This window comes from Synechococcus sp. A15-62, assembly GCF_014280075.1.
Lineage (GTDB): Bacteria > Cyanobacteriota > Cyanobacteriia > PCC-6307 > Cyanobiaceae > Parasynechococcus.
In genome coordinates, this window is the sequence record NZ_CP047950.1 from 866,708 (window position 1) to 887,048 (window position 20,341).

General features: G+C 58.8%; 33 protein-coding genes and 1 tRNA gene. 13 read left to right on the plus strand and 21 right to left on the minus strand.

What is annotated here, in order from left to right; genetic code table 11:
• Window positions 1-89, minus strand: a tRNA-Leu gene (locus SynA1562_RS04760).
• A gap of 39 nt (window positions 90-128) precedes the next feature.
• On the opposite strand from SynA1562_RS04760, the gene SynA1562_RS04765 reads away from it, so the two are divergent.
• The 3 genes from SynA1562_RS04765 to trpA are packed head-to-tail and all read left to right on the plus strand — an operon-like array spanning window position 129 to window position 1,588.
• Window positions 129-380: an NAD(P)H-quinone oxidoreductase subunit L gene (locus tag SynA1562_RS04765; RefSeq protein WP_186494953.1), complete on the plus strand. Its 252-nt coding sequence runs from the start codon at window positions 129-131 to the stop codon at window positions 378-380.
• Between the two features lies 1 nt (window position 381).
• Complete coding sequence (locus SynA1562_RS04770) at window positions 382-738, plus strand: DUF3007 family protein (RefSeq protein ID WP_186494954.1); 357 nt, start codon at window positions 382-384, stop codon at window positions 736-738.
• Window positions 739-772: 34 nt separating this feature from the next.
• The gene (gene trpA, locus SynA1562_RS04775; RefSeq protein WP_186495316.1) at window positions 773-1,588 is read left to right on the plus strand and encodes a tryptophan synthase subunit alpha; all 816 of its coding nucleotides are present in this window, start codon (window positions 773-775) and stop codon (window positions 1,586-1,588) included.
• 82 nt (window positions 1,589-1,670) lie between these two features.
• On the opposite strand, the gene SynA1562_RS04780 is transcribed toward trpA, so the two are convergent.
• On the minus strand, window positions 1,671-2,042 hold the full coding sequence (locus SynA1562_RS04780) for an AbrB family transcriptional regulator (protein ID WP_186494955.1): 372 nt from the start codon (window positions 2,040-2,042) through the stop codon (window positions 1,671-1,673).
• Between the two features lie 98 nt (window positions 2,043-2,140).
• On the opposite strand from SynA1562_RS04780, the gene SynA1562_RS04785 reads away from it, so the two are divergent.
• Window positions 2,141-2,410 (plus strand): YciI family protein, encoded by a 270-nt coding sequence (locus SynA1562_RS04785; protein WP_186495317.1) that lies wholly within the window; start codon window positions 2,141-2,143, stop codon window positions 2,408-2,410.
• Here the strand turns inward: SynA1562_RS04785 and SynA1562_RS04790 are convergent.
• Both SynA1562_RS04790 and SynA1562_RS04795 read right to left on the minus strand, forming a co-directional pair.
• Window positions 2,386-2,742 (minus strand): c-type cytochrome, encoded by a 357-nt coding sequence (locus SynA1562_RS04790; protein ID WP_186494956.1) that lies wholly within the window; start codon window positions 2,740-2,742, stop codon window positions 2,386-2,388. The genes SynA1562_RS04785 and SynA1562_RS04790 overlap by 25 nt on opposite strands.
• Before the next feature lie 19 nt (window positions 2,743-2,761).
• Entirely contained in the window at window positions 2,762-2,995 is a 234-nt protein-coding gene (locus tag SynA1562_RS04795; RefSeq protein ID WP_114988622.1) for a DUF3136 domain-containing protein, read from the minus strand.
• 90 nt (window positions 2,996-3,085) lie between these two features.
• Here SynA1562_RS04795 and SynA1562_RS04800 point away from each other — a divergent pair, with 90 nt between their 5' ends.
• Entirely contained in the window at window positions 3,086-3,607 is a 522-nt protein-coding gene (locus tag SynA1562_RS04800) for a Nif11 domain/cupin domain-containing protein (RefSeq protein ID WP_186494957.1), read from the plus strand.
• 484 nt (window positions 3,608-4,091) lie between these two features.
• Here SynA1562_RS04800 and SynA1562_RS04805 read toward each other — a convergent pair whose 3' ends face one another.
• From SynA1562_RS04805 to SynA1562_RS04825, 5 genes are all read right to left on the minus strand, one after another.
• A complete protein-coding gene (locus SynA1562_RS04805; RefSeq protein WP_186494958.1) occupies window positions 4,092-4,586 on the minus strand; it encodes a phosphate-starvation-inducible PsiE family protein in 495 nt (164 codons plus the stop codon).
• A 5-nt stretch (window positions 4,587-4,591) separates the two neighbouring features.
• Window positions 4,592-4,834: a hypothetical protein gene (locus tag SynA1562_RS04810; RefSeq protein WP_186494959.1), complete on the minus strand. Its 243-nt coding sequence runs from the start codon at window positions 4,832-4,834 to the stop codon at window positions 4,592-4,594.
• A 40-nt stretch (window positions 4,835-4,874) separates the two neighbouring features.
• Window positions 4,875-5,195, minus strand: coding sequence for a hypothetical protein (locus SynA1562_RS04815; protein WP_186494960.1), 321 nt, complete (start codon window positions 5,193-5,195; stop codon window positions 4,875-4,877).
• A gap of 24 nt (window positions 5,196-5,219) precedes the next feature.
• Entirely contained in the window at window positions 5,220-5,585 is a 366-nt protein-coding gene (locus tag SynA1562_RS04820) for a YkvA family protein (protein WP_186494961.1), read from the minus strand.
• Between the two features lie 68 nt (window positions 5,586-5,653).
• Window positions 5,654-6,580, minus strand: coding sequence for a sigma-70 family RNA polymerase sigma factor (locus SynA1562_RS04825; RefSeq protein ID WP_186494962.1), 927 nt, complete (start codon window positions 6,578-6,580; stop codon window positions 5,654-5,656).
• A 179-nt stretch (window positions 6,581-6,759) separates the two neighbouring features.
• On the opposite strand from SynA1562_RS04825, the gene SynA1562_RS04830 reads away from it, so the two are divergent.
• From SynA1562_RS04830 to SynA1562_RS04840, 3 genes are read left to right on the plus strand one after another with little or no spacing between them, the layout of a single operon-like run.
• Window positions 6,760-7,251 carry a DUF2214 family protein gene (locus SynA1562_RS04830; protein WP_186494963.1) on the plus strand — a complete coding sequence of 164 codons (492 nt, stop codon included), beginning with the start codon at window positions 6,760-6,762 and terminating at the stop codon, window positions 7,249-7,251.
• Window positions 7,251-7,916 (plus strand): peptidase, encoded by a 666-nt coding sequence (locus tag SynA1562_RS04835; protein WP_186494964.1) that lies wholly within the window; start codon window positions 7,251-7,253, stop codon window positions 7,914-7,916. Before SynA1562_RS04830 ends, SynA1562_RS04835 begins: the two co-directional genes overlap by 1 nt.
• A 46-nt stretch (window positions 7,917-7,962) precedes the next feature.
• Complete coding sequence (locus tag SynA1562_RS04840) at window positions 7,963-8,619, plus strand: L,D-transpeptidase (protein WP_186494965.1); 657 nt, start codon at window positions 7,963-7,965, stop codon at window positions 8,617-8,619.
• Here the strand turns inward: SynA1562_RS04840 and hisIE are convergent.
• Complete coding sequence (gene hisIE, locus SynA1562_RS04845) at window positions 8,616-9,284, minus strand: bifunctional phosphoribosyl-AMP cyclohydrolase/phosphoribosyl-ATP diphosphatase HisIE (RefSeq protein ID WP_186494966.1); 669 nt, start codon at window positions 9,282-9,284, stop codon at window positions 8,616-8,618. The genes SynA1562_RS04840 and hisIE overlap by 4 nt on opposite strands.
• A 66-nt stretch (window positions 9,285-9,350) precedes the next feature.
• Between hisIE and SynA1562_RS04850 the strand changes: the two genes are divergently transcribed.
• Together SynA1562_RS04850 and SynA1562_RS04855 are read left to right on the plus strand one after the other, a co-directional pair.
• On the plus strand, window positions 9,351-9,836 hold the full coding sequence (locus SynA1562_RS04850) for a 6-carboxytetrahydropterin synthase (protein ID WP_186494967.1): 486 nt from the start codon (window positions 9,351-9,353) through the stop codon (window positions 9,834-9,836).
• Window positions 9,837-10,043: 207 nt separating this feature from the next.
• Entirely contained in the window at window positions 10,044-10,688 is a 645-nt protein-coding gene (locus SynA1562_RS04855) for an aquaporin (RefSeq protein WP_186494968.1), read from the plus strand.
• Here the strand turns inward: SynA1562_RS04855 and clpB are convergent.
• Window positions 10,677-13,265, minus strand: coding sequence for an ATP-dependent chaperone ClpB (gene clpB / locus SynA1562_RS04860; protein WP_186494969.1), 2,589 nt, complete (start codon window positions 13,263-13,265; stop codon window positions 10,677-10,679). The two genes, SynA1562_RS04855 and clpB, sit on opposite strands and share 12 nt — an antisense overlap.
• 144 nt (window positions 13,266-13,409) lie before the next feature.
• On the opposite strand from clpB, the gene SynA1562_RS04865 reads away from it, so the two are divergent.
• Window positions 13,410-13,610, plus strand: coding sequence for a hypothetical protein (locus tag SynA1562_RS04865; RefSeq protein WP_186494970.1), 201 nt, complete (start codon window positions 13,410-13,412; stop codon window positions 13,608-13,610).
• Here SynA1562_RS04865 and SynA1562_RS04870 read toward each other — a convergent pair.
• The 3 genes from SynA1562_RS04870 to SynA1562_RS04880 form a co-directional block, all read right to left on the minus strand.
• A complete protein-coding gene (locus SynA1562_RS04870; RefSeq protein WP_186494971.1) occupies window positions 13,598-13,837 on the minus strand; it encodes a hypothetical protein in 240 nt (79 codons plus the stop codon). The genes SynA1562_RS04865 and SynA1562_RS04870 overlap by 13 nt on opposite strands.
• A gap of 152 nt (window positions 13,838-13,989) precedes the next feature.
• Window positions 13,990-14,214: a hypothetical protein gene (locus tag SynA1562_RS04875; RefSeq protein ID WP_186494972.1), complete on the minus strand. Its 225-nt coding sequence runs from the start codon at window positions 14,212-14,214 to the stop codon at window positions 13,990-13,992.
• Window positions 14,215-14,279: 65 nt separating this feature from the next.
• Window positions 14,280-14,537, minus strand: coding sequence for a hypothetical protein (locus SynA1562_RS04880; protein WP_186495458.1), 258 nt, complete (start codon window positions 14,535-14,537; stop codon window positions 14,280-14,282).
• Window positions 14,538-14,966: 429 nt separating this feature from the next.
• Between SynA1562_RS04880 and SynA1562_RS04885 the strand changes: the two genes are divergently transcribed.
• Entirely contained in the window at window positions 14,967-15,215 is a 249-nt protein-coding gene (locus tag SynA1562_RS04885; RefSeq protein WP_186494973.1) for a DUF3104 domain-containing protein, read from the plus strand.
• A 1,006-nt stretch (window positions 15,216-16,221) separates the two neighbouring features.
• Window positions 16,222-16,404: a hypothetical protein gene (locus tag SynA1562_RS04890; RefSeq protein ID WP_186494974.1), complete on the plus strand. Its 183-nt coding sequence runs from the start codon at window positions 16,222-16,224 to the stop codon at window positions 16,402-16,404.
• On the opposite strand, the gene SynA1562_RS04895 is transcribed toward SynA1562_RS04890, so the two are convergent.
• From SynA1562_RS04895 to hemE, 7 genes are all read right to left on the minus strand, one after another.
• Window positions 16,405-16,683, minus strand: coding sequence for a hypothetical protein (locus tag SynA1562_RS04895; RefSeq protein ID WP_255445739.1), 279 nt, complete (start codon window positions 16,681-16,683; stop codon window positions 16,405-16,407). It abuts the gene before it with no gap.
• Between the two features lie 19 nt (window positions 16,684-16,702).
• Window positions 16,703-17,098 (minus strand): hypothetical protein, encoded by a 396-nt coding sequence (locus tag SynA1562_RS04900; RefSeq protein ID WP_186494976.1) that lies wholly within the window; start codon window positions 17,096-17,098, stop codon window positions 16,703-16,705.
• Window positions 17,098-17,370 carry a Nif11-like leader peptide family natural product precursor gene (locus SynA1562_RS04905; protein ID WP_186494977.1) on the minus strand — a complete coding sequence of 91 codons (273 nt, stop codon included), beginning with the start codon at window positions 17,368-17,370 and terminating at the stop codon, window positions 17,098-17,100. The genes SynA1562_RS04900 and SynA1562_RS04905 overlap by 1 nt, the downstream gene beginning before the upstream one ends.
• Window positions 17,367-17,744 carry a c-type cytochrome gene (locus SynA1562_RS04910; protein ID WP_186494978.1) on the minus strand — a complete coding sequence of 126 codons (378 nt, stop codon included), beginning with the start codon at window positions 17,742-17,744 and terminating at the stop codon, window positions 17,367-17,369. Before SynA1562_RS04910 ends, SynA1562_RS04905 begins: the two co-directional genes overlap by 4 nt.
• 133 nt (window positions 17,745-17,877) lie before the next feature.
• A complete protein-coding gene (gene petE, locus SynA1562_RS04915; protein ID WP_186494979.1) occupies window positions 17,878-18,237 on the minus strand; it encodes a plastocyanin in 360 nt (119 codons plus the stop codon).
• Between the two features lie 19 nt (window positions 18,238-18,256).
• Entirely contained in the window at window positions 18,257-19,264 is a 1,008-nt protein-coding gene (locus SynA1562_RS04920; RefSeq protein ID WP_186494980.1) for an NAD(P)-dependent oxidoreductase, read from the minus strand.
• Window positions 19,261-20,319: a uroporphyrinogen decarboxylase gene (gene hemE / locus SynA1562_RS04925; RefSeq protein WP_186494981.1), complete on the minus strand. Its 1,059-nt coding sequence runs from the start codon at window positions 20,317-20,319 to the stop codon at window positions 19,261-19,263. Before hemE ends, SynA1562_RS04920 begins: the two co-directional genes overlap by 4 nt.
• Between the last annotated feature and the right edge of the window lie 22 nt (window positions 20,320-20,341).

Below are 20,341 nucleotides of genomic sequence, written 5' to 3' on the forward strand. Positions count from 1 at the left end.
TGGTGGGGGCAGGGGGACTTGAACCCCCACAGGCCTTTCGGCCCAAGCGATTTTAAGTCGCGTGCGTCTACCGATTCCGCCATGCCCCCGCCAGAACATCTTAGATTTCCCTCAGCTGTCCTCAGGCCTTGGACCTTTCGTCCCTGCTTTCTCAAATCCCACAGGACACGTTGTTGGTTTTATTGGCCTACGCCGTTCTGGGCGGCCTTTACCTCGTTGTCGTTCCCCTCGCCCTGTACGCGTGGATGAACCAGCGTTGGCATCGCATGGGCAAGCTGGAGCGTCTGGGGATTTATGGCATGGTCTTCTTCTTTTTCCCGGGGATGATCTTGTTTGCCCCCTTCCTCAACTTCCGGCTGAGCGGACAGGGAGACGTCTGACTTGACGCGTGGAAAAGTTCTTCTGATCGGACTTGCAGTCCTCCTGCTTGGAGGACTGGGCCAGGTTGTCTTTCAGGCTGCGGGCTTTGAAGGCTTCTCTGCAGGGATTGCTGCGGAGGCCCTGCTGGTTGTGATTGTGGTGGTGTGGACCAGTTCCTACCTGTTTCGTGTGGTCACCGGTCAGATGACCTACATGGATCAGCGTCGTCGTTACCGCGAGGTGTACGACAAACAGGAAGCTGAAGCGCTTCAAGCCCGTTTTGATGCTCTTCCCGAGGAGGAACAGCAGGCGCTGCTGCGCAAGATTGGGGCTGATGGCTTGGGTCCCACGGACGGTGAGGTCCCCGTCGACTCATAGGCTTCCGAAGTTTGTTCCTGGTCGGTTGACTGAGATGCCCAATCAGCAGTCCTCTTCCATCGCCCAGCGCTTTGAGCAGCTGAAGCAGGACGGTCGCCTCGCCTTGATGCCATTCCTGATGGCTGGCGATCCTGATCTCGCGGTCACCGCTGATGTGCTGCTCAGTCTGCAAAGGGCAGGGGCCGACATGGTGGAACTGGGGATGCCCTACAGCGACCCGCTCGCGGATGGGCCGGTCATTCAGGCCGCTGCGTCCCGTGCCCTTGCTGCAGGAACCACGCCAACGGGCGTGCTTGACATGCTGCGGTCGTTGAAAGGTCAGCTACAGATCCCCGTGATCCTGTTCACGTATTCCAATCCACTGCTCAATGTGGGGATGGAGGCGTTCTGCCAGTCTGCAGCGGAGGCTGGTGCGGCGGGTTTGGTGGTGCCTGATCTCCCCCTCGAGGAAGCCGAGCGGTTGTCAACCATCGCCGAGCGTCATGGCTTGGATTTGGTGCTCTTGGTTGCACCCACCACTCCTCAAGATCGGATGGGTCGGATTGCCAAATGCAGCAGCGGTTTTACCTATCTGGTGAGTGTTACTGGCGTCACCGGTGAGCGAGCTCAGATGGAAAGCAGGGTTGAAGGTTTGGTGCAGCAACTCAAACAAACCTCTCCGGTTCCTGTTGCGGTTGGTTTTGGCATCTCTGGGGCGGAGCAGGTGCGACAGGTTCGGGGCTGGGGTTCCGATGGAGCGATTGTGGGCAGCGCGCTCGTGAAGCGGATGGCTGCAGCATCGCCGGGAGAAATTGCACAGGAAGCTGGTCGTTTTTGCGCTGAGCTGCGTGCCGCGGCAGATCAGCCTTAACGGCTGCCATTCGGTTAGAGCACGAACCAGAGCATGAAAAAACCCCAGCCAAGGCCGGGGTTCATCGATCACGGTGATTGAATCACTCCTCGTCTTCGTCACTGCCACCAACAGGTGTCAGACGAATTTGTTTGCGCCCCAGTTTGATTTCAAATTCATCTCCAGGCTTCAGGTCGAGCAGAGCCGTATACGCCTTGCCTATCAGCAGATTGCCGTTGCCTTGAACGGTGGCCACATAGCTGAGTTTGCGGCCGCCTTTGCCTACGCCGCCAACACCACCCATGCCAAGACTCACTCCTTTGGCTTCCAGCAGTGCCTCATAAAAAGCGGTGAAATTCAAACGTTCTCCACCGTCCTTTTTATTGGAGACATAGCCACAGGCACGAACAAGATCAGACTTGCTTACGTCACCAAGGTCTTTGACTTTATTGAGAAGGTCGCTCCCAGTGAGCATCGCTTTCGAGAGAAATCAACCTTCACAACATAGCGTTTGTGCAAGTCGTTATGCCATCATTTTTCTCTGAAAAGTTCTTCGGTATTTCATCCTTCGCTATGGCACGTTTCGTCTTGTGGGGCACTTACTGCACGGATGCTCTTGTGAAGCGTGCTCCTTATCGTGATGAACATCTTGCTCGCCTTCAGGGCTTGAAAGATCAGGGAACGCTGGTCACGCTCGGACCCACTGAGGGAAGCACCCATGTTTTCGGGATCTTCGAGGCAGACAGCCTCGACGTCGTTCGCAAGCTGGTTGAGGACGACATCTATTGGAAGCAGGGAATCTGGACGGCGCTTGAGGTTTATCCCTGGGTCCAGGCGTTCTGAGCCTGCATGAGCACCCATTCCGCCACAAGCTGATCTCCCTCGCTCCCGAGAACGTCGGCGTAACCACTCATCTGGCCTCGACCTTCACGGGCAATGGCTGCGATGGCGTCCACCGTTGCGATCTGCTCACGCTCGAGGGTCTTCAGCTTCAAGTTTTTCCCTCGGCGAATGATGTTGCCGCCGTTGATGTGGCATCCGGCGCAGTGCTGTTCGAACAACAGGGCGCCGGTGCTGGCATCCGGTCCGGCGGCCAGCGATGCACCGCCTGATCCAAGGCTCAGCAGCAGCACAAGAAACGCACCAATGCAGCAGCGAAGGATGGAGCTCAGCACAGGGACGGTGTGGCTTGAATCAGTCTGCTTGAGCAGGTGATGCCTCCTTCTGGAACCGCTGGATTAGTTCATCGGGAGAGCGGTAATCCTTCGGAAGCGAGGTGTGCAATCTGTTGAGGTAATCCCAGCAGACCGTCCGGCGAATGGCGTTGAGATCGCGTCCATCGGCCACAAGGCGACGCAGGGCTTGGCAGTAGGTCGAGAATCCAGCCTCCAGATCTCCGATGGTGAGCGCCTTGGTTGCGGACGGCATGAAACAGAAGGTCAGGATCCTCTGACTTTTGCGTCGATCTCCTGATTGGTCTGTTGTCAAGATCACTGTTGGAGCTGTGCGGTGGTCCCCATGGCGGAACAGGATCTGATCCGTTTCCTCAACAAGATCTCCCAACTTCAGGTCCTTGCGGAGCGTGTGCGGAACGACTCCAGCAGCCGTGAACAGCTGGCGGCCTGTGCGGACCACAATCAGGTTGTACAGCTGGCCAGATCCTGGGGGTTCGACATCGGTCGGCGCTGGGGTGAGCGTGACCATGGGCCTGGGGGAGAAGCCAACCTGCTGGCGACTACGTGCCCTCCCCCCGGTGAAGAATCAACGCGCGTGTTGGCGTCTGCTGAGACGTGGAGATTGCTGCTGATTGCGTCCAACGGCTACCGGTCCCCCGATGACGCATGGATGGACCAGTTCGATCACGAATGGGTGCTTGTGCTGCGGGGCAGCGCCTGTGTTGCGCTGCAGAACCCCGATCGGATCGTCGATCTCAGCCCTGGGGATCATCTTCTGCTTCCGCCCCATCAGCGCCACAGAGTGGAGCGCACCGATCCTGCGCCTGGAACCCTTTGGTTGGCCTTGCACTGGGATGCGGCTTGAACCTGCATTGGCACGCCTCTTCCACGATGGCTCGTGCCGCCCCAACAAAGCAATGAGCACGACAGCTGATTGCCGTTGGCTTCATCGCGGACGAGAGTGTGTGCATCGAGACCGGAGGAGCCGATGACGGCCGACACTCCACCTGAGCAAATCCCAGAAGCAGACTGACTTCCTGGCCCCTGCTCCAACAGTTTCCACCCATTCGTAAGCGATTCGTCTGGCGCGACAACGAAGAGCGTCAAGCCAGTCGACTTTCCTCTGCATCGTTCGTAGGTGCCCTGCAGGAGAGCCGCTTCACACCTGGACCAGATGGCCCCAGGGTGCCTTAAGCCAGGCGCTTCGACCTTCCTGTATCAGTTCCATCGCTGGAGGAGATCTCCCGAGGCATCAGACACTGAAGTTGAGGTCGATTGCCATGCGCAAACGAGCGAGTTAGGCCGTCTTTCTATCGGGAAGGGCGGCCTTCCTCTTGGCTCATCAACCGTCAGTCCTCGAAATCAAGCTTGGTGGCCGATCCACCACGGCCCAGACGTTTGCGGGAGGGAGTGGCATTGGCTCGCTTGACCAACCAGTAAGCAGCCGACAGTGAGACGACTGCGATCCCAAGACCCACCAGAAGCTGGGGTTTGTTTTCAGCACCGGAAGGCAACAGGATCACCTTTCGAGCCACTGCCGTAAGTGCTGTCACCAGAACCAGTTCGATCTGCACCACGTGGCGCCTCAGGTAACTGGTGATGTTTTGCAGCACCTCCAGAGCGATCAACACGGTGAGCAGATCGCCAAGGATCTTGATCAGATCGTCACCCAACCACGTTGCCGATGTTCCGGTCAGCAACTTTGAGCCCAAGGAAATGATCAGCTGGATGATGGCGGCGCTGATCACAACAGCTGTGATCAGGGTGAGCAGCCGAGCAACCTCCCGCTCACCAGCATCAACGAAACCGAGGAAACTTCTCTTGGATCGATTGGGTCCGCTCACGAGGTTCAATCGTTGAAGGGGTTGTAGTAAGGGCGAGCTTTGGTGTCGCTGGCTGGATTCACCACCTTGGTGTCGCAGGTGACCGAGCCGTCTTCTGCGGTGACGCAATCGGCCTCAATTTTGCTGTCTTTTCCCGTGGTGCTTCCCGGCCCCCGAAGCCATCCCTCGGTTTGGGCGAGGGCGGGGGATGCGCCGAACACCGACATCATCAACAGGAGGGAGGAGCTGAGGAGTTGAGTGGGCGTCATTGCGGCATTGACTGAGCAACCACTTTGCCGGTGAAGTCCCCTAATCGGTGCAGTCGTCTCGAATTTCCTGCAAAAGCAGATCAAGTTGACCGAACGGATCATCCTCGGCTGTGGCCCCACCGGCACTGTCGTTTGCAGGCTGGCCATGCCATTCGGCTTCAACGCTGCAAAGCTGATCAGCCAGCCCGGCAAGGCCACGCAGTTTGTGTTCGCGCTCCAGCACCTCAAGTAGGGCGGGCATTCGGGTCGACACCGCACGCAGTTTGCGACGCAGGTCGGCCTGTGTGCGCCCTTGCTGCTTCAACCAATCCTTCAGCAGCAGAGTCAGATCCGCTTCAAATTCAGGGTTCCAGCCAGACATTGATCAGCGATTCAGTTCAGCGATTCAGTGCGTCAGGGGAAACCAGCGATCCAGTTTGCGGCGAGCCCGCATCCGGATTGCCGGTGTGACGTGATTGCTCCACAAACCCACCATGGCCGTAAGCGCCACAAGATCATCACTGAAACCGGCCACCGGCAGCAGGTCGGGGATCAGGTCGGCGGGCATTAGCAGATAGCTCAGGGCCGCCAGCATGGTCAGCCGCGCGGCTGAAGGCGTCTCGGGGTCAAGCATCAACTCCAGGGCTTCCAGGGCTGGGGCGGCGAGACCTCGGCCGGCCCGCTTCAGCAGGCGCCGCAGCAGGCTTTCATCGATCACCTCCCGTTCGAGCACGTCGGCTTCAACGGTGGTATGCGCAGCATGGTCAGTCATGCGGAAGGGGCCGATTGAACCCACTCTCTCCAGTCCCTCAACAAGACGCCAGCGGGACAAGCCGAAGTTCAGAGTGTGGATTCCACGAGTCCGCTCTGAATGCCTGTCTTGCGCAGTTTGCGCAGGGCCCGCTGCACCACCTGACGGCAATACTCACGGGAACAGTTCATATGGCGAGCCACTTCTGCGAGGGTGCGCCATTCGTTGGTGCCATCCAGCCCAAAGCGCAAGGTCACAACGGTGTGCTCTTTTGGGGTGAGATTGGCTTTGGCCAGCAAGGACCAGACCGACGCGGTGCGCTCGGCGATCTCGGCCCGTTCCATCGGCGGCAGCTCCTCGCTTGGCAGCACGTCCACCAGCTCTGAAGGATCGGATTTCGATTTCACAACCCCCTGCAGGCTCACGGTGACGCTGCGCAGTTCACAGGCCAGCAGATCCTCCACCTCAGCGATGGGGATCTCCATGAACTCCGCCAGCTGCTCACCGCTCGGGCTAAGGCCGTTGCGCTGCATCAGGCGTGCCTTGGCGGCCCGCAATTTCGTGAGTTTTTCGTTCACATTCACAGGAATGCGAATCGTGCGGCTCTGGGTCGAGAGCGCTCGGTTTAGGCCCTGCCGAATCCACCAATAGGCATAGGTGGAGAAACGATGGCCGCGGGTGGGGTCGTATTTCTCGACGGCACGGGTCAGGCCAAGGGTTCCCTCCTGAATCAGATCGAGCAGATCCAGGCCCTTGCCCTGATAACGCTTGGCCAGATTGACAACCAGGCGAAGGTTGGACGTAATCATCTGATTCTTGGCCCGTTCGCCACGGCGAATCACACCTTTTTCTTCGTCGCTGTACTCACAGGCCGGACCACTCCCGCCAGCCAGATGACAGCGTTCTGTGATGGCGACCATCGCCTGAACCTTTCTCCCCATCATGAGTTCCTGCTCTGGAGTGAGCAGTTGATGGCGACCAATTTCGCCGAGAAAAGCACTCAGAGAACTCGTCATCATGACGATACGGCTGAATTGAACCTAGAACCAAAGTGTTTTTTCTGGCGGTCATAATAAAGACTCCCGAATTAATACTTTGTGCGCTATTTCACTCTTTCTTCCTGTTAGTGAAGTGAATCTTTCATTGTTAATACAATTGGGTGGCTAAGGTCGCCGCACCTTCCGTTGCTGCGCCCATGCCCCTGGCCGTCGCTCTCACGTCCGACATCGCCAAAAACGCTGGCGTTGCCTACGTTCACTACCTCAGTTTCATGCTCTGCTTCGGCGCCCTGGTGCTGGAGCGGAAGCTGATCAAAGCTGATCCGAATCGCCAGGAAGCCACGGCGATGGTGATCACCGATATTGTTTATGGCATTGCCGCCCTTGCTCTGCTCGTCAGTGGAATCCTGCGGGTCATCCACTTCGGCCAAGGGGCTGAGTTCTACACCCAGAATCCGCTGTTCTGGTGGAAGGTTGGTTTGTACCTTTCCGTGGGGGGGCTGTCGCTCTATCCCACGATCACCTACATCCTCTGGGCGATTCCGCTGCGCAAGGGTGAGCTGCCGAAGGTGAGCGAAGCTCTCGCCAAGCGTCTGGCCTGGATCATCAATATTGAATTGTTGGGCTTCGCCAGCATTCCGTTGATGGCGACCCTGATGGCCCGCGGTGTTGGTCTCCCAGCCGCCTGATGCAGCCCGAGCTCTGTCCTCCACAACAGCAGGTTCGAACGCTGCAGGTGGCTTTGGAGCGGCAGGCTCCCGGCCAAAGACCCGGCTATGCCTCCTCCATCGCCACCACCTCTCTAGGCCCGCCTGTGTTGAAGCACTGGTGCATCTGGGTTCAGCCCGCCGCCGCCACGCCGGCCAACCGCTGGGACCAACGCTGGCTTGATCAGGTTTCCTCGGCGCTGACCACCTGGGGTGGTCTGGTTCCGCTCACGCTGGTGGACAGTCCGGACCAGGCCAACGTGTTGATTCATCGGCAACGTCCGGCTCGCCGGCAGGTGGCTGGGGTGTGGCGCGCCAGCAACGGACGCACACAGCTTCAGGTTGTGGATGTGCAGCGCCAGGGCCGCCGAAGGCTTGAACCCCTGGTGAAAGTGATGGTTTCACCAGGGCTGCGCGCTGAAGCACTGCAGGCCACGGCTCTGCATGAACTGGGTCATGCCTTTGGCCTCTGGGGCCACAGTTCTGTTCCCACTGATGTTCTGGCGATCAGCCAAGGCGAACGTCCGGTGTTGGTGCCATCGGAGCGGGATCGCCTCACGCTGACGTGGGTGATGCAGCAGCCCAGCCGTTTCGGTTCGACGATTCAACAGCCCGGCGAACCGGTCAAATCTGAATCACCGGAGTGACGTCACCATTCGTGCGCGGCATGCTGCCGGCAGTCGTGATTGATCGATGCAGCTGATCCGTTCTCTGGCACTGGCTGGTTTGCTGATGAGCCTGGTTGGTTGTCGTTCCAACAACAGCCTGCCCCAGCAGGACCCTCAGGTTCGGGAACCGATTCGGATTCAGCTGGACGGCAGCAATCCAGCAGCCAGTGAAGGTGTGTTGGATCGTGCTGAAGGACCTTTGCGGTTCACCGTTGGCCATGGTCGCCATGGCATCGGCTGTGAGGGCACCACCTTCGAAGAGGGCGTCACCCCGCTTGGAACGTTTCAGGTCAACGCCATCCTCAGCAACGACCGCTTCGAGATGGATCCCGCACTGGTGGAGCAATCCGGAAAATCGCAAGAGGAACTGCGCGAGAGCCTCTTCACCAATATGAACTCCATCGACTTCAAGGGTGACGGGGAAACCGGGGAATACGGCATCGGTTACATCAGCCTGGCTCCTGTGCCGGCTACGGAGCAGCCCTTCCGTTTCAACACCTACGACGGCGTCTTCCGCTGGTACAGCTTCGCCATTCACGGCACCAATGACGAGAGCCGTATCGGCAAAGCGGTGACTGGCGGGTGCATCAATGCCGGAAAGCTCACCATGGGGGTGTTGTTGGACACCGTGGAGCTTGGCGATGAGGTGGTGATCAGCACCGACAGCCCCTGCTTGCCTTAGTGCCGGCGCGGGGCGCCCCGTCGTGCGGCCAGCACTTCCTGCACCTGCCGCCAGCTGACGCCGTGATGGGCCAGGGCTACCTGCATGTGGAAGACGATGTCCGCAGCCTCGCCGGCGATCTCGGCAGCGTTGTCGTCTTTGCAGGCCATCACGAATTCAGCGCTCTCCTCCCCGATTTTCTTGAGGATGCTGTTGTCTCCCCCCGCCAGCAGCTTGTTGGTGTAGCTGCCTTCCTCCGGTTGCTCGCGTCTCCCTTCGATCACCCGGAACAGTTCAGTGCAGGCATCCGTTGGCGGCGCTGGAGCCTCGGCTCCACCAGCGGTTCGGGCGTCGCTGTTTTCGTAGAAACAGCTGCGGGAGCCGGTGTGGCAGGCCACATCCCCAGCCTGCTCCACGGTCACCAGCAGCACGTCGGCATCACAGTCGTAGCGGATCTCCCGCATCGTCTGGATGTGACCGCTTGTGGCCCCTTTGTGCCAGAGCTCTTGGCGTGAGCGGCTCCAGTAATGCACCTCACCGCTGCGCAGGGTGGCTTCAATCGCGTCCCTGTTCATCCAGGCCACCATCAGTACGGCCCCATCCAGCCAGTCCTGGGCCACAGCTGGAATCAGCCCCGCTTCGTTAAAACGGAGTTGGTCAATGAAGGCGGGGCTGAGGGGCTGCATCAGGCCTCGGACATTCGGGCAACGCCTGAATCTTCCCGCAGCGTGCTCCATTCCGCGTTTCACCCCTTGCTCGTTTCTCCGACCCCCTACAGCTGCAGCAAAGCCTTTAGCGGCTATCCCTGCTGTCACCGGCAGTGGCGCCACCAGGGCCATTGCCGCTTCGTGCATGGGTACAGCCGTTCATTCACGGTGCACTTCGCTGCAAGTTCGCTGGATAGCTGTGGCTTTGTTGTTGATTTTTCCAGCTTGCGGCCTCTGGAACAGCAACTCAGTCAGCAGTTCGATCACACCTTCCTGGTGAATGCCGATGATCCTTTGATGGAGGAATGGAAGCGTCTTGATCAACTTGGTGCACTTGATCTCCGGGTTATGGACAATGTCGGCATGGAGGCATCAGCTCGTTTGGTTTGGTCCTGGACGAATGCGTTGCTGCTGGAGCGGGATGGAGGGAGGACCTGCTGCTGGCTTGTGGAGGCCCGCGAAAACACTCGCAATGCTGCTAGCTACCACATAATTCCTGATTGGTTTGGCTCGTCCTCCAGTGGATCGTGACGAGGGGATCAGGTTGTTCATCGCGCAAACCCACGACCTGAGTTTTTGCTAGTTCTGATGGTGGACTGCTGACTGCTGCTGGTCACCATGTCCTCCCGATGGATTCAAAGTTGCCTGAACGATCACACCCTGCAGCAGCTGCACAGCATCTGAATCGGGTGGGGTCTTCCCTTGCCTGGTCAACGCAGGTTCGATGAGGTTTTTGTCATGACAATGCCTTTATGGCAACGCACTGCACTGGAGGCCTTCGGAACAGGCTTTCTTGCCTTCACGGTGGGTCGACTGGGCAGCAGCGAATTCAATGGGTTCGAACAGGCCATCGTGATCGGTCTGTGTCTTGCGCTCCTGATCCATCTCATTGGTCGTGCGACTGGCGCCCATTTCAACCCTGCCGTCACATTGCTCTTGAATGCGCAAAGGTTCGGCCGAGCAAGGCTCCTGTCACGGGGTGCTCTCCGTGAATCTGTCGCCTACATCTCAGCTCAGCTGCTGGGAGCCACCGTGGGGCTTGGGCTCAACCCCGTTGAAAGGCCGATCAATGACTTTGCTCTCGAAGCCTGGCTGCCGGAGTTTGTCCTCAGCTTTGTGCTGTTTGGGTTGATTCTGCGTTGGAGTCACGAAGGTCGCATCTGTCCTGTGGCTCAGCCCTTGTCTGGCCTTGTGATCGGTAGTGGGTTGAGCGTGCTTGTGATACTGGGAGGTTTGACTGAATCCGGCATCTACAACCCAGCGATGGCAATCGCATTCGCTGTTAAGGGGATGGGTGGTTCATTCATCGCCATCGTGGATCAATTCCTGGCAGCCGGATTAATGCTGCTGTTGTTGCCCTCTCAGCCACAGTCATCCGATTGAGAGCTGTTCTCCCTCGACGTCAACCGCGATGGAACTGTTCTCGCCCAGTCGCCCGGAAAGGATCAGCTTGGCAATGGGTGTCTCCAGTTCCCGTTGCACAGCGCGTTTCAGCGGTCGTGCTCCATAGACGGGGTCATATCCGGCACTGGCTAGCCAGTCGGCGGCCCCATCGCTCAGGCTCAGCTCCAGCTTGCGCTCAGCCAGGCGTTGGCGCAGGCGCTCCACCTGGAGGGTGACGATCTGGCGCAGTTCCTCCCGCCTGAGGCTGTGGAAGATGATCTGATCATCGAGGCGATTGAGGAATTCCGGCCGGAAATGGGCCCGGAGAGCGTCATTCACCCGGCTTTCCATTGCTTCATGTTGCTCGGGATCGCCGGCCAGCTCCAGGATCGACTGGCTGCCGATGTTGCTGGTGAGAATCAGCACGGTGTTGGTGAAGTCCACGGTGCGGCCCTGCCCGTCGGTGACGCGGCCGTCATCGAGGATCTGCAGCATCACGTTGAAGACATCCGGGTGGGCTTTCTCCACCTCATCGAACAGGATCACGGCGTAGGGCCGACGACGCACGGCTTCAGTGAGCTGACCCCCGGCCTCGTATCCGACGTAGCCGGGAGGTGCCCCGATCAAACGGCTCACGGTGTGCTTCTCCATGTACTCCGACATGTCGATCCGCACCATGGCGTCGTCGCTGTCGAACAGCCGGTTGGCGAGCGCTTTGGAAAGTTCCGTCTTGCCCACACCGGTGGGGCCGAGAAACAGGAAGCTGGCGATGGGGCGATTCGGGTCGCTCAGACCAGCCCTGGAGCGTTGAATCGCATCCGCCACAGCGGTGACGGCCTGTTGTTGGCCGATCACCCGCTGATGCAGGTCATCCTCCAGCTGCAGCAGCTTCTCCATTTCGCTCTGCACCAGCCGCGCCACAGGGATTCCGGTCCACTTGGCGATCACCTCGGCGATGTCGTCTTCACTCACCTCTTCCCGCAGCAAGCCTTTCTCGCCTGGCTCCTCTGAGGCGATCTGGGCTTCCTGTTCGAGCAACTGCTTCTGCAGCGAGGCCAGGGTGCCGTATTCCAGTTCCGCCGCTTTGTTGAGGTCGTAGCTGCGTTTGGCCTGTTCCACCTGCAGCTGCACCCGTTCGATCTCTTCTTTGAGCGACGACAGCTCATCGATCGCGCCTTTCTCCTGCTGCCACTGGGCATTCAGGGAGCTTTGCTGTTCGCCCAGGTCTGCCAGTTCCCGCTCGATCCGTTGCAGCCGCTCCTGGCTGGCACTGTCGGATTCACGGCCGAGGGAGAGTTTCTCCATCTCCAGCTGCAGGATCTTGCGATCGATTTCATCGATCTCCTCCGGTTTGGAGGTGATCTCCATCTTCAGGCGCGCGGCGGATTCATCCACCAGATCGATTGCCTTGTCGGGCAGAAAGCGGTCGGCGATGTAGCGGCTGCTCAAGACAGCCGCCGCCACCAGGGCACTGTCGGCAATGCGCACACCGTGGTGCACCTCATACCGCTCCTTCAGACCCCGCAGGATTGAGATTGTGTCTTCCACGCTGGGTTGATCCACCAGCACCTGCTGGAAGCGTCGCTCCAGGGCAGGGTCTTTTTCGATGTGCTGGCGGTGCTCGTCGAGGGTGGTGGCGCCAATGCATCGCAGTTCCCCCCGGGCCAGCATCGGCTTGAGCAGATTGCTGGCATCCATGGCTCCACCGGTGGCTCCAGCGCCCACCACCGTGTGGATTTCATCGATGAACAGCACGATCTGGCCTTCCGAGGCGGTGACCTCCTTGAGCACAGCTTTGAGCCGTTCCTCGAACTCACCGCGGTATTTCGCACCGGCGATCAGGGCTCCCATGTCGAGGGCGATGAGCTGACGGTTCTGCAGGGCCTGGGGCACATCGCCGTTGACGATGCGCTGCGCCAATCCCTCAACAATGGCGGTCTTTCCCACCCCTGGTTCGCCGATCAGCACGGGGTTGTTTTTGGTGCGCCGGCTGAGGATCTGGATGGTGCGCCGGATCTCCTCGTCGCGACCGATCACCGGGTCCAGCTTTCCGTCACGGGCGGCGGCTGTCAGGTCCCGTCCGTACTTCTCAAGCGATTCATAGGTCCCTTCCGGGTTTTGATCGGTCACCGTCTGGTTGCCTCGCACGGCTGTAATGGCTTCGTTGAGTTTGCTGGTGTCAACGCCCGCCTGGCTCAGCAGTTGCCTGCCACAGCGTTCATCGTCGGCCAAGGCCAGCACCAGATGTTCGATGGCGATGTAGCTGTCACTGAATCCATCGCGGGCTGTTTCGGCGCGATCCAGGCAGCTGTTCAGGGATCGTCCCAGAAACACCGATTCCGGTGGAGAGCCAAGACTGGGCTGCTGCCTGAGATGGCTGTCGACGGCCGCCTGGAACGTGCCAGCGTCGACCCCTGCTTTGCTGAGGATGCGTCCAGCCAGCCCGTTCTGCTGCAACAGCGCAAGCAGCAGATGCTCCGTTTCCAGTTGCTGATGCCTGGCGCTCTGCGCCAGTTGCTGGGCGGCGACGATGGCGGCCCAGGCTTGTTCGGTGAACTGTTCAGCCGTGGGTTGCATCTCGGATGCGTTTCAAACTGGGTTCACCGTATGGGGCTTGATCCGTTTTCAGGGGGGGCAAACCGAAGCCTTGGGATCGGTCCTCACGCCAGGGGGCGGCTAACCGGGGTGTCTTTTTAGAGTTTGCCGAACTCTTGGATGCCCATGCCTGATCAGCCGCTGGTGGACTCCCTCGTGCAGCAGGGCTTGGCGCTGGCAGCAACGGCTGGCGGTGAGCTTGAACGCAGTTGTTGGATGGTGGTGCATGAGCACCACCACGGGGTGAAACCCACGGAGTACGACATCCGGGAAATCGACGAGGACCTCTACCTTGCAGTCCTAGAGGCAGCTCGTCAGTTGCAGTAATGGTTCTCAGGGAATCTGCTGTTCTCAGCTTCGAAGTACTGGAACAGCTCGCCTTCGTTCTCAATCAGGACAGGGTCGTAACCCTTCTGCAATGCAGCCACGGCCAAGAGGATCTGCTGGGGCCCTTCGATCATTGCAATCCGTTGATTAACACAGACGGCAGTCGTGCTCTGAGGCAGAACGAACGGCTGCATTGAGTCGATATTCAGGAGCAAATAGCTACTCATCAGTGCATGAAAAAGCAGGTGGCGCTGATGTTGTCGCTATCCATCTCCCGATATACCTCACACACTCCACCCCCTTAGCAATGGCGGGTCTTTACATGGTCCACCAAGGAAGCTGGCGGAAAACACTGACTTGTTCAAGCCAATCCAGGCGTTTACTTCTGCCCCCAGTTGAATCCGAACCGCTGCTGGGCAGCTGCCTCCATCTCCTTGCGGATCAGCTGCATTGCTTCACGAGCAAATGCCTTCTCATTTTCCTGTGCCGTAATGATCTGCTTCGTAAGGGCACGGAGCTTGTCAATGTCCTCGCAGCTATCGATCTCTCTGAAGGCTGCCTCCAGGTGAAACCTTTGCTCTACTGACAGGTGCTGGTTGGTCATTGGAAGTAAGTAAAAGCAGTTACAACCTTGCTTTTATTGCAAGGCTGCCAATCAGTGAGTGAAATTCAGGCTGCAGAAATGCTCAGAGGAGCAGCTGGGTAACTCGTGGGCTTGGGGTCAGGATTGCCCTCTGCAAGTGCTTTTGCTCGACGGTACATTTCGCTGTTGGTTGCACCCTGAGCTTCCATTGCAGCTGCGACAACAGCCCAGTTACGAATTTCAGTTGTCATCCTTAAATCAATGAAGACCTGTTGAGTCTTGCAATCACTGCTTCTAGCTGTGTGGTGGGTAACCGAATGCAGGCCGAACCACAGCTGATGCATGTTTTTTGTTATCACTCAACTTTCAGGTATGAGATGTAGCCTTGGTCACTTTTTATCTATTAGAGATGTCAGTACTTAGATGGCTTGTTGCTAAAACTTGGTTCTTTGCCTGAAGGTCTTTTATCCGATTAAACCCCCGACAGAACATTCACCCCGTCAGAAATGGCTGGGTTTTTTTATGGCTATTGCTGATCTTCGGTTGTGAATGCTGCGGGGGGAGAGGCCCCTCCGGTCCTCCATCCCCCTCAGTGGTGGGGAGAGTCCGTTAAGCCTCGATCCCCGTGTGGCGGCCGCAGAGCTGCCAGACCCACACCATCAACATCGCCATCAGCCACTCGGTGGGGACCCTGTTCCACAGGTTTTCTTCAGGCGATGCTGTTGAACTCTTCACAACTCCTCTGCTAGTGCATTTGTACTTGATTGGAAGGGATGTCGGTTGATCATTCGAGCGGTGTTGCAGCGCCCAAGGCGGACCCCGTCTTTCTGCACGTGAAGTCGGGAATGACGGTGATCGTCACGGGCACGGATGGGACCTGGCGGATGGCCGACGTGATTTGGGTGGACGGTGGCGCCAGAAACCCGAAGGTGCCGACCCTGTTCCAGGTGGCTGATGTCGATACGGGCGTCATCAACTGGATCAACGCTGACCTCGTCACCCACATCGTTCCCAGGGTCTGATTGGGGAAGCGCTGGGCCCTCGTTAAACCCAGCACTACCAATAGGGATGCAGCTCTGCAACCCGCTGGGACACTCCCAGCAACAGGCAATGCTGGGGAGTTCGGATGGTTACACCCAGTCTTTAGGGATTGTTAAGGGGAGAGAGCAGGTTGGTTGCGTGCTCTCCATTCCCTCGCGTGACTTTCGAGTCAAAACGAAAGCTCGATTAACAAGTCACGTCCAATTGATAGCCACCAAATGAAGACCTGTCAGAGCCTGTGAGGCATTGTCCCCAAGTAGGGGTATTGGCGCGCAGCAAAGAGGAGTTAATCGACCCTATCGGCAGAATCCACCGTTACTTCTGTCGGTCATCGAGGAGAGGCCTTGTTACTGAGCTGCCAAGGCTTCCTCGGATGAAAGGAAGACGACCCTGGAGCCAACTCTCCAGGGTTTTCTTCTGATCAACCCAGCGCAGCGGCGGCCTGAACACCCCTGGATGAGGGCTCGCTGACCCGAGTTGCCGCTTCTTCTATCAATTGCCAGCCTGAGCAAGTCGATAAACACGAGCCCCTTCATCAGAGCTGGGGGGCTCTTTTTTTGGCGAACGAAACCACCGGCAAGTCGACCAAGCGATGGTGGTTCCGTTGCTCCTGCTCTGCAAATCAACTGGAGCTCTTCTGTCGTAACCCTGCTTCGCCAGGACACGACGCATCATCTGACACCTATCTACAGACCCGACTGGTCAACAGGGTGGAACAAAAGGGGTGACCGATCGATCTGCTCAAGGAAAAGAGGACAGCAACCCGCAGCTCATAGAGGTTGTTGCCTCCCTGACTCTCAGAGCCAAAGGCTCAGAAGAAAACTATTGAGCAGTACCTGAGGCCCAGGTTGAAAACTGCTGAGAGCTTTCTGAGAAAAGCCTGAGAAGCGGAAACAAGGGGGCGCTCGTTCTGCACATGGCACACCCCCCTGGGACCGAATTCATGTTGATGAGCTCAGTTGGAGTTGGTGGGCCGAAAAGTCCACGATGCAGGATCGGCATACCGAGCTGAGTGAGGTGGAGCCATGGCCTCTCTGTAAGCAGAATTTATGGTGCTATGCCGAAAAACTCATTCAGGGGCTGGGATATGAGTACGACATTCGGGAAATCAACGAAGATCTCCACCTGGCTGTGTTGCAGGCGGCCAAGCAGGCCCAGTCTGCGGCTTGATCAGCCCTTAAGCAGCTCCCGCAGAAGTGCGCGGTGAGCGTTTTCAGCCTCGATGCTCTCCCGCATTTCTTTGGGGAGGCGGGCCTCCAGGATGTCCTGTTTTTTCATCTCTGTGGCGTAGCGGCTGCTAAACGCGCTGAAGCGATTGAGATAGGGCGTCGCCGTCTCTGGGGTGAATTCAATCACCTCCAGGGCATGTTTGAAGTGGAGGTAGGACACGGTCCACTCCACCAGCTCGTCAAAACTCTGCAGGCCAAGCGGATTGTCAGGGAGTGTCATCGCTGCATCGCCCATGGCTTCAACCAAAACCCTCGGCCTTGGCCTGGGCCGTCAGGTCCTTCAACCGGCCGTTGAGCAGAACATCGCGTTCACGGTCTGCCCCCACATGGGGGGCGATCTCCACCCCAGCGCTCCGCATGGCCTGCATCGCTGCTGCTTCCTCGGCTGAGCCCGTTTCACTGCCGAGGTAGCGCTCCACGGCGGCAGCCCCTGGGGCGTCCGCGGCGAAATACACCGTTCCTGGGCCTCGCCGCTCGATGGTTTGCTGCCGCTGCCGCCGGCGCTGCTGCACGCTTGCCCAGAGCCGTCCTTGATTGGCGGTCATGAAAGCGTTCAGATCGGCGGCGTCGGTGTCTTCCGCCAGGGCCATGCTGGTGCCGTCGATGAAATCACTGAGCAGGGTGACAACGGCCATCAGGTCTTTGGTGATTGCGGGGGTGTTGATTTGGAAAGTCTTGATTGGGAGGGATTTGATTGAAACGAGCGCTGGATCCGGCTGGTCTTGAACCAGCGGGTGATGGCTGATTCCCGGGCGTCGTCGTACAGATCCTGCTGGATCACATTGAACCCGTGGCAGCGTGCCAGGGCCAAAAGTTGATCGTCATCACGGCATTGGGCCACATCACGCCGCAAGCCCTGGTGGTGCTCCACAGCCCGCAGAAAATCCCGAAGAGCTTCACGACTCATCGCCTGGACCAGCCCAATTCGGCCCGTTGTTCAACGTAGGTGGCAACCGCCATGATCTCCTCCTCACTCAGTTTGTCGGCATAGCTGGGCATTGCATTCAGCCCATCCTCGATCTCATGTTCCAGGGCTTCCAGCGGGGAGCTGGAGTAGGCCTCCACATGCTCGTTCAAGTCGCTGATCTTCAGCGTTCGGTTGGCGCGGATCACATTGCCGCCCCCCATGTGACAGGCCGCACAGTTGCTGTTGAAAATCTGCTCACCTCGCTCCAAGGCGGAGCTTTCCATCGTGTCCATCGCCATCACCGGAGCAGACAGCAGACCTGTTGCGCCAACGATCAACAGCAACGTCAGCATCAGGCCTGATAGGCGTGCCATCGCAACCCCCCTCAATGACCCAAGCTATCCATCGTTGCCGGCAAAAAAAAGAACCCCGGGCTGCGATTGATACACAGCCCGAGGCGTTCAGTTCAATCTGAAATTCTCGGAAATTTCCTCGGAAATCCAGGAATCACTCAACAATCACCTTGCCGACCATGCCAGCACCGCGGTGGGGCTCGCAGTAGAAGTCGTAGGTGCCTGCGGTGGCGAAGGTTTCTTCCCAGGATTCGCCGGGGTTGAAGGCGAGATCAGAGTGGCTGTACTCGTCGTGGCCGTCGAAAACAGCGTTGTGAGGAGCCAATTTGTTGTTGACGAATTTGACGGTGTCGCCGGCCTTGATGTTCACGGTGGCGGGCTCGAAAGCCAGCATGCCGCCGTCGGTGCCGAGCTTCACTTCAACAGTGGCGGCTTGAGCGCTGCCGACGTTGAGGCCGATCAGCATCAGGAAGGCGCAGCAGGCGGCTGCAATGGTGCGGATGACGGAGCGCATGAAAGTGCTAGGTCGATACCTAAACCTTACGCGCGGGTCTAGGGGTTCCGCGATTGGGCAGGCCGGAATCGCTAAGAACTGTTGCCAAGTCAGGGGCATGGCTGCTGCCACCGAAACGTTCCGGCTGCGTCACCGGGTCATGGATGAAGTGGCGCTGTCGAATGCTGAATCGGTCCCAGGCATTCACTTCGATCGGCAGAACGCGGATCAGGGTCTCAATCAGCCATGGCCAGAGCGGAATGCCGGGCGTTCGGGCCACACCGCGCCAGCGGCAGAGGGTTTTCACGGTGTCGTTCACCGAGATGGCCGGCTGTCCCATCACCACCCGGCGCAGAGCGCCTTGACCGGGCTCACGGTTCGGCTCGTGGGGGCGTGTGGCCACCAGGCCACAGATGCGGGCGATGTCTTCCGCATGGATGAAGTGGAAGCTGGCATCCACCCGAAGCCAACGGGCCAGCCAGAGCCATTTGCTGGCTTCAGCCAAACCTTCGGTGAGATAACTGGTGGGGAAAGGGCTGGTGCCATCGACCCGTCCGCCGAACACCAGGGTGGGAAACACCGCGACGACTTTGCTGGCAAGGGGATGCTGCTCCAGATCCCTGAGGCAGCGAGCCTTGGTTTGGATGTATTCCGTGCCGTAGGCCAAGGCTTCAGGCAAGGGGCGCAGGTGCCGATCGAGCACGCTCGCCGTTGAGAAATAAATGATCTGCTCCAGCTTGCTGGGATCCAGAAGCGCCAGCATCCGCTTCACCGCCACCACATTCACCTGTTCGGCCCGCTCCGGATCACCCCAGGCCGTGGCGGTGTGAATCACCCGGTTCACCGAGGCCAGCTCATGGGCATAACGGTCGGTGTCCCGCAGGTCACCCACCAAAAGACGGATGCGGGGATGGTCTGGGGGAACAGCGGTGAGTTTGGCTGGGTCTCTGAGCCAGAGCAGCAACTCCGCATCGGATTGGTCCAGCAGCCAGCGGGAGATGTACTGACCGACGCATCCGCTGGCGCCGGTCACCAGGATGCGGGTCAAACGACAGCCCCGAGACGGTCCATCACGCTCTTGCCGGCCCGGAAGAAGGCTTCGCCGTTCTCTTCCGGTGTACCCGGCAGGATTCCATGGCCGAGATTGAGGATGTGCTTCCGGCCGCGGGCCTTGCGCACGCAGTCATCGATGCGGGCCTCGATCGCCTCTGGAGTACCGAAGAGCAGACCGGGGTCCACATTGCCCTGAACACCAACGTGCTCCGGCAGACGTGCCAGGGCCTCGGCCATGTCCACGGTCCAATCCAGCGAGACGATGTCAACACCGGTGTTGGCCATCCGCTCGATCACGCCGGCGCTGCCGGAGATGTAAAGGATGAAGGGAGTGTCGGGGTGGGTCTTTTTGACCAGATCCACCACTTTCTTCTGATAGGGCGCAGCGAAGGTGTCGTAGTCCGCTGGGCTCAGCTGGCCAGCCCAGGAATCAAACATCTGCACCACCTGGGCACCGGAATCAATCTGATAGCGCAGGTAGTTGGCGATCGACTCGGCGAAGTGGTCGAGCAGCTTGTGCAGGATCTCGGGTTCGCGGAAGGCCATGGCCTTGATCACCGCGTAGTTCTTGCTGCTCTTGCCCTCCACCACGTAGGCGGCCAGGGTCCAAGGGGCACCAACGAAGCCGAGAACGGCTGCTTCGTTGCCAACGCTCTGGCGGAGACGACCCAGCACTTCACCCACGAAGGGCATCGACTCGGAGGGGTTCAGCGGGCGCAGAGCATCCACCTGGGCCATGCTCCGGATCGGATCTCCGATCTGGGGGCCTTTGCTCTCGATGATGTCGAAATCGATTCCCATCCCCGGCAGGGGCGTGAGGATGTCGGAGAACAGGATCACGCCATCGGGCTTGAAGGCGTGAAACGGCTGCATCGAGATCTCATAAGAGAGATCGGGGTTCTCGGAACGCTCACGGAAGCTGGGGTACTTGTCCCGCAGGTCCCGGTAGGTCTTCATGTAGCGACCGGCCTGGCGCATCATCCACACCGGAGGACGCTCCACCAATTCACCGCGCGCAGCACGCAGGAGCAGGGGTAAAGAGTCGCTCATCAAGCACGGTCAGGTCAGCCGG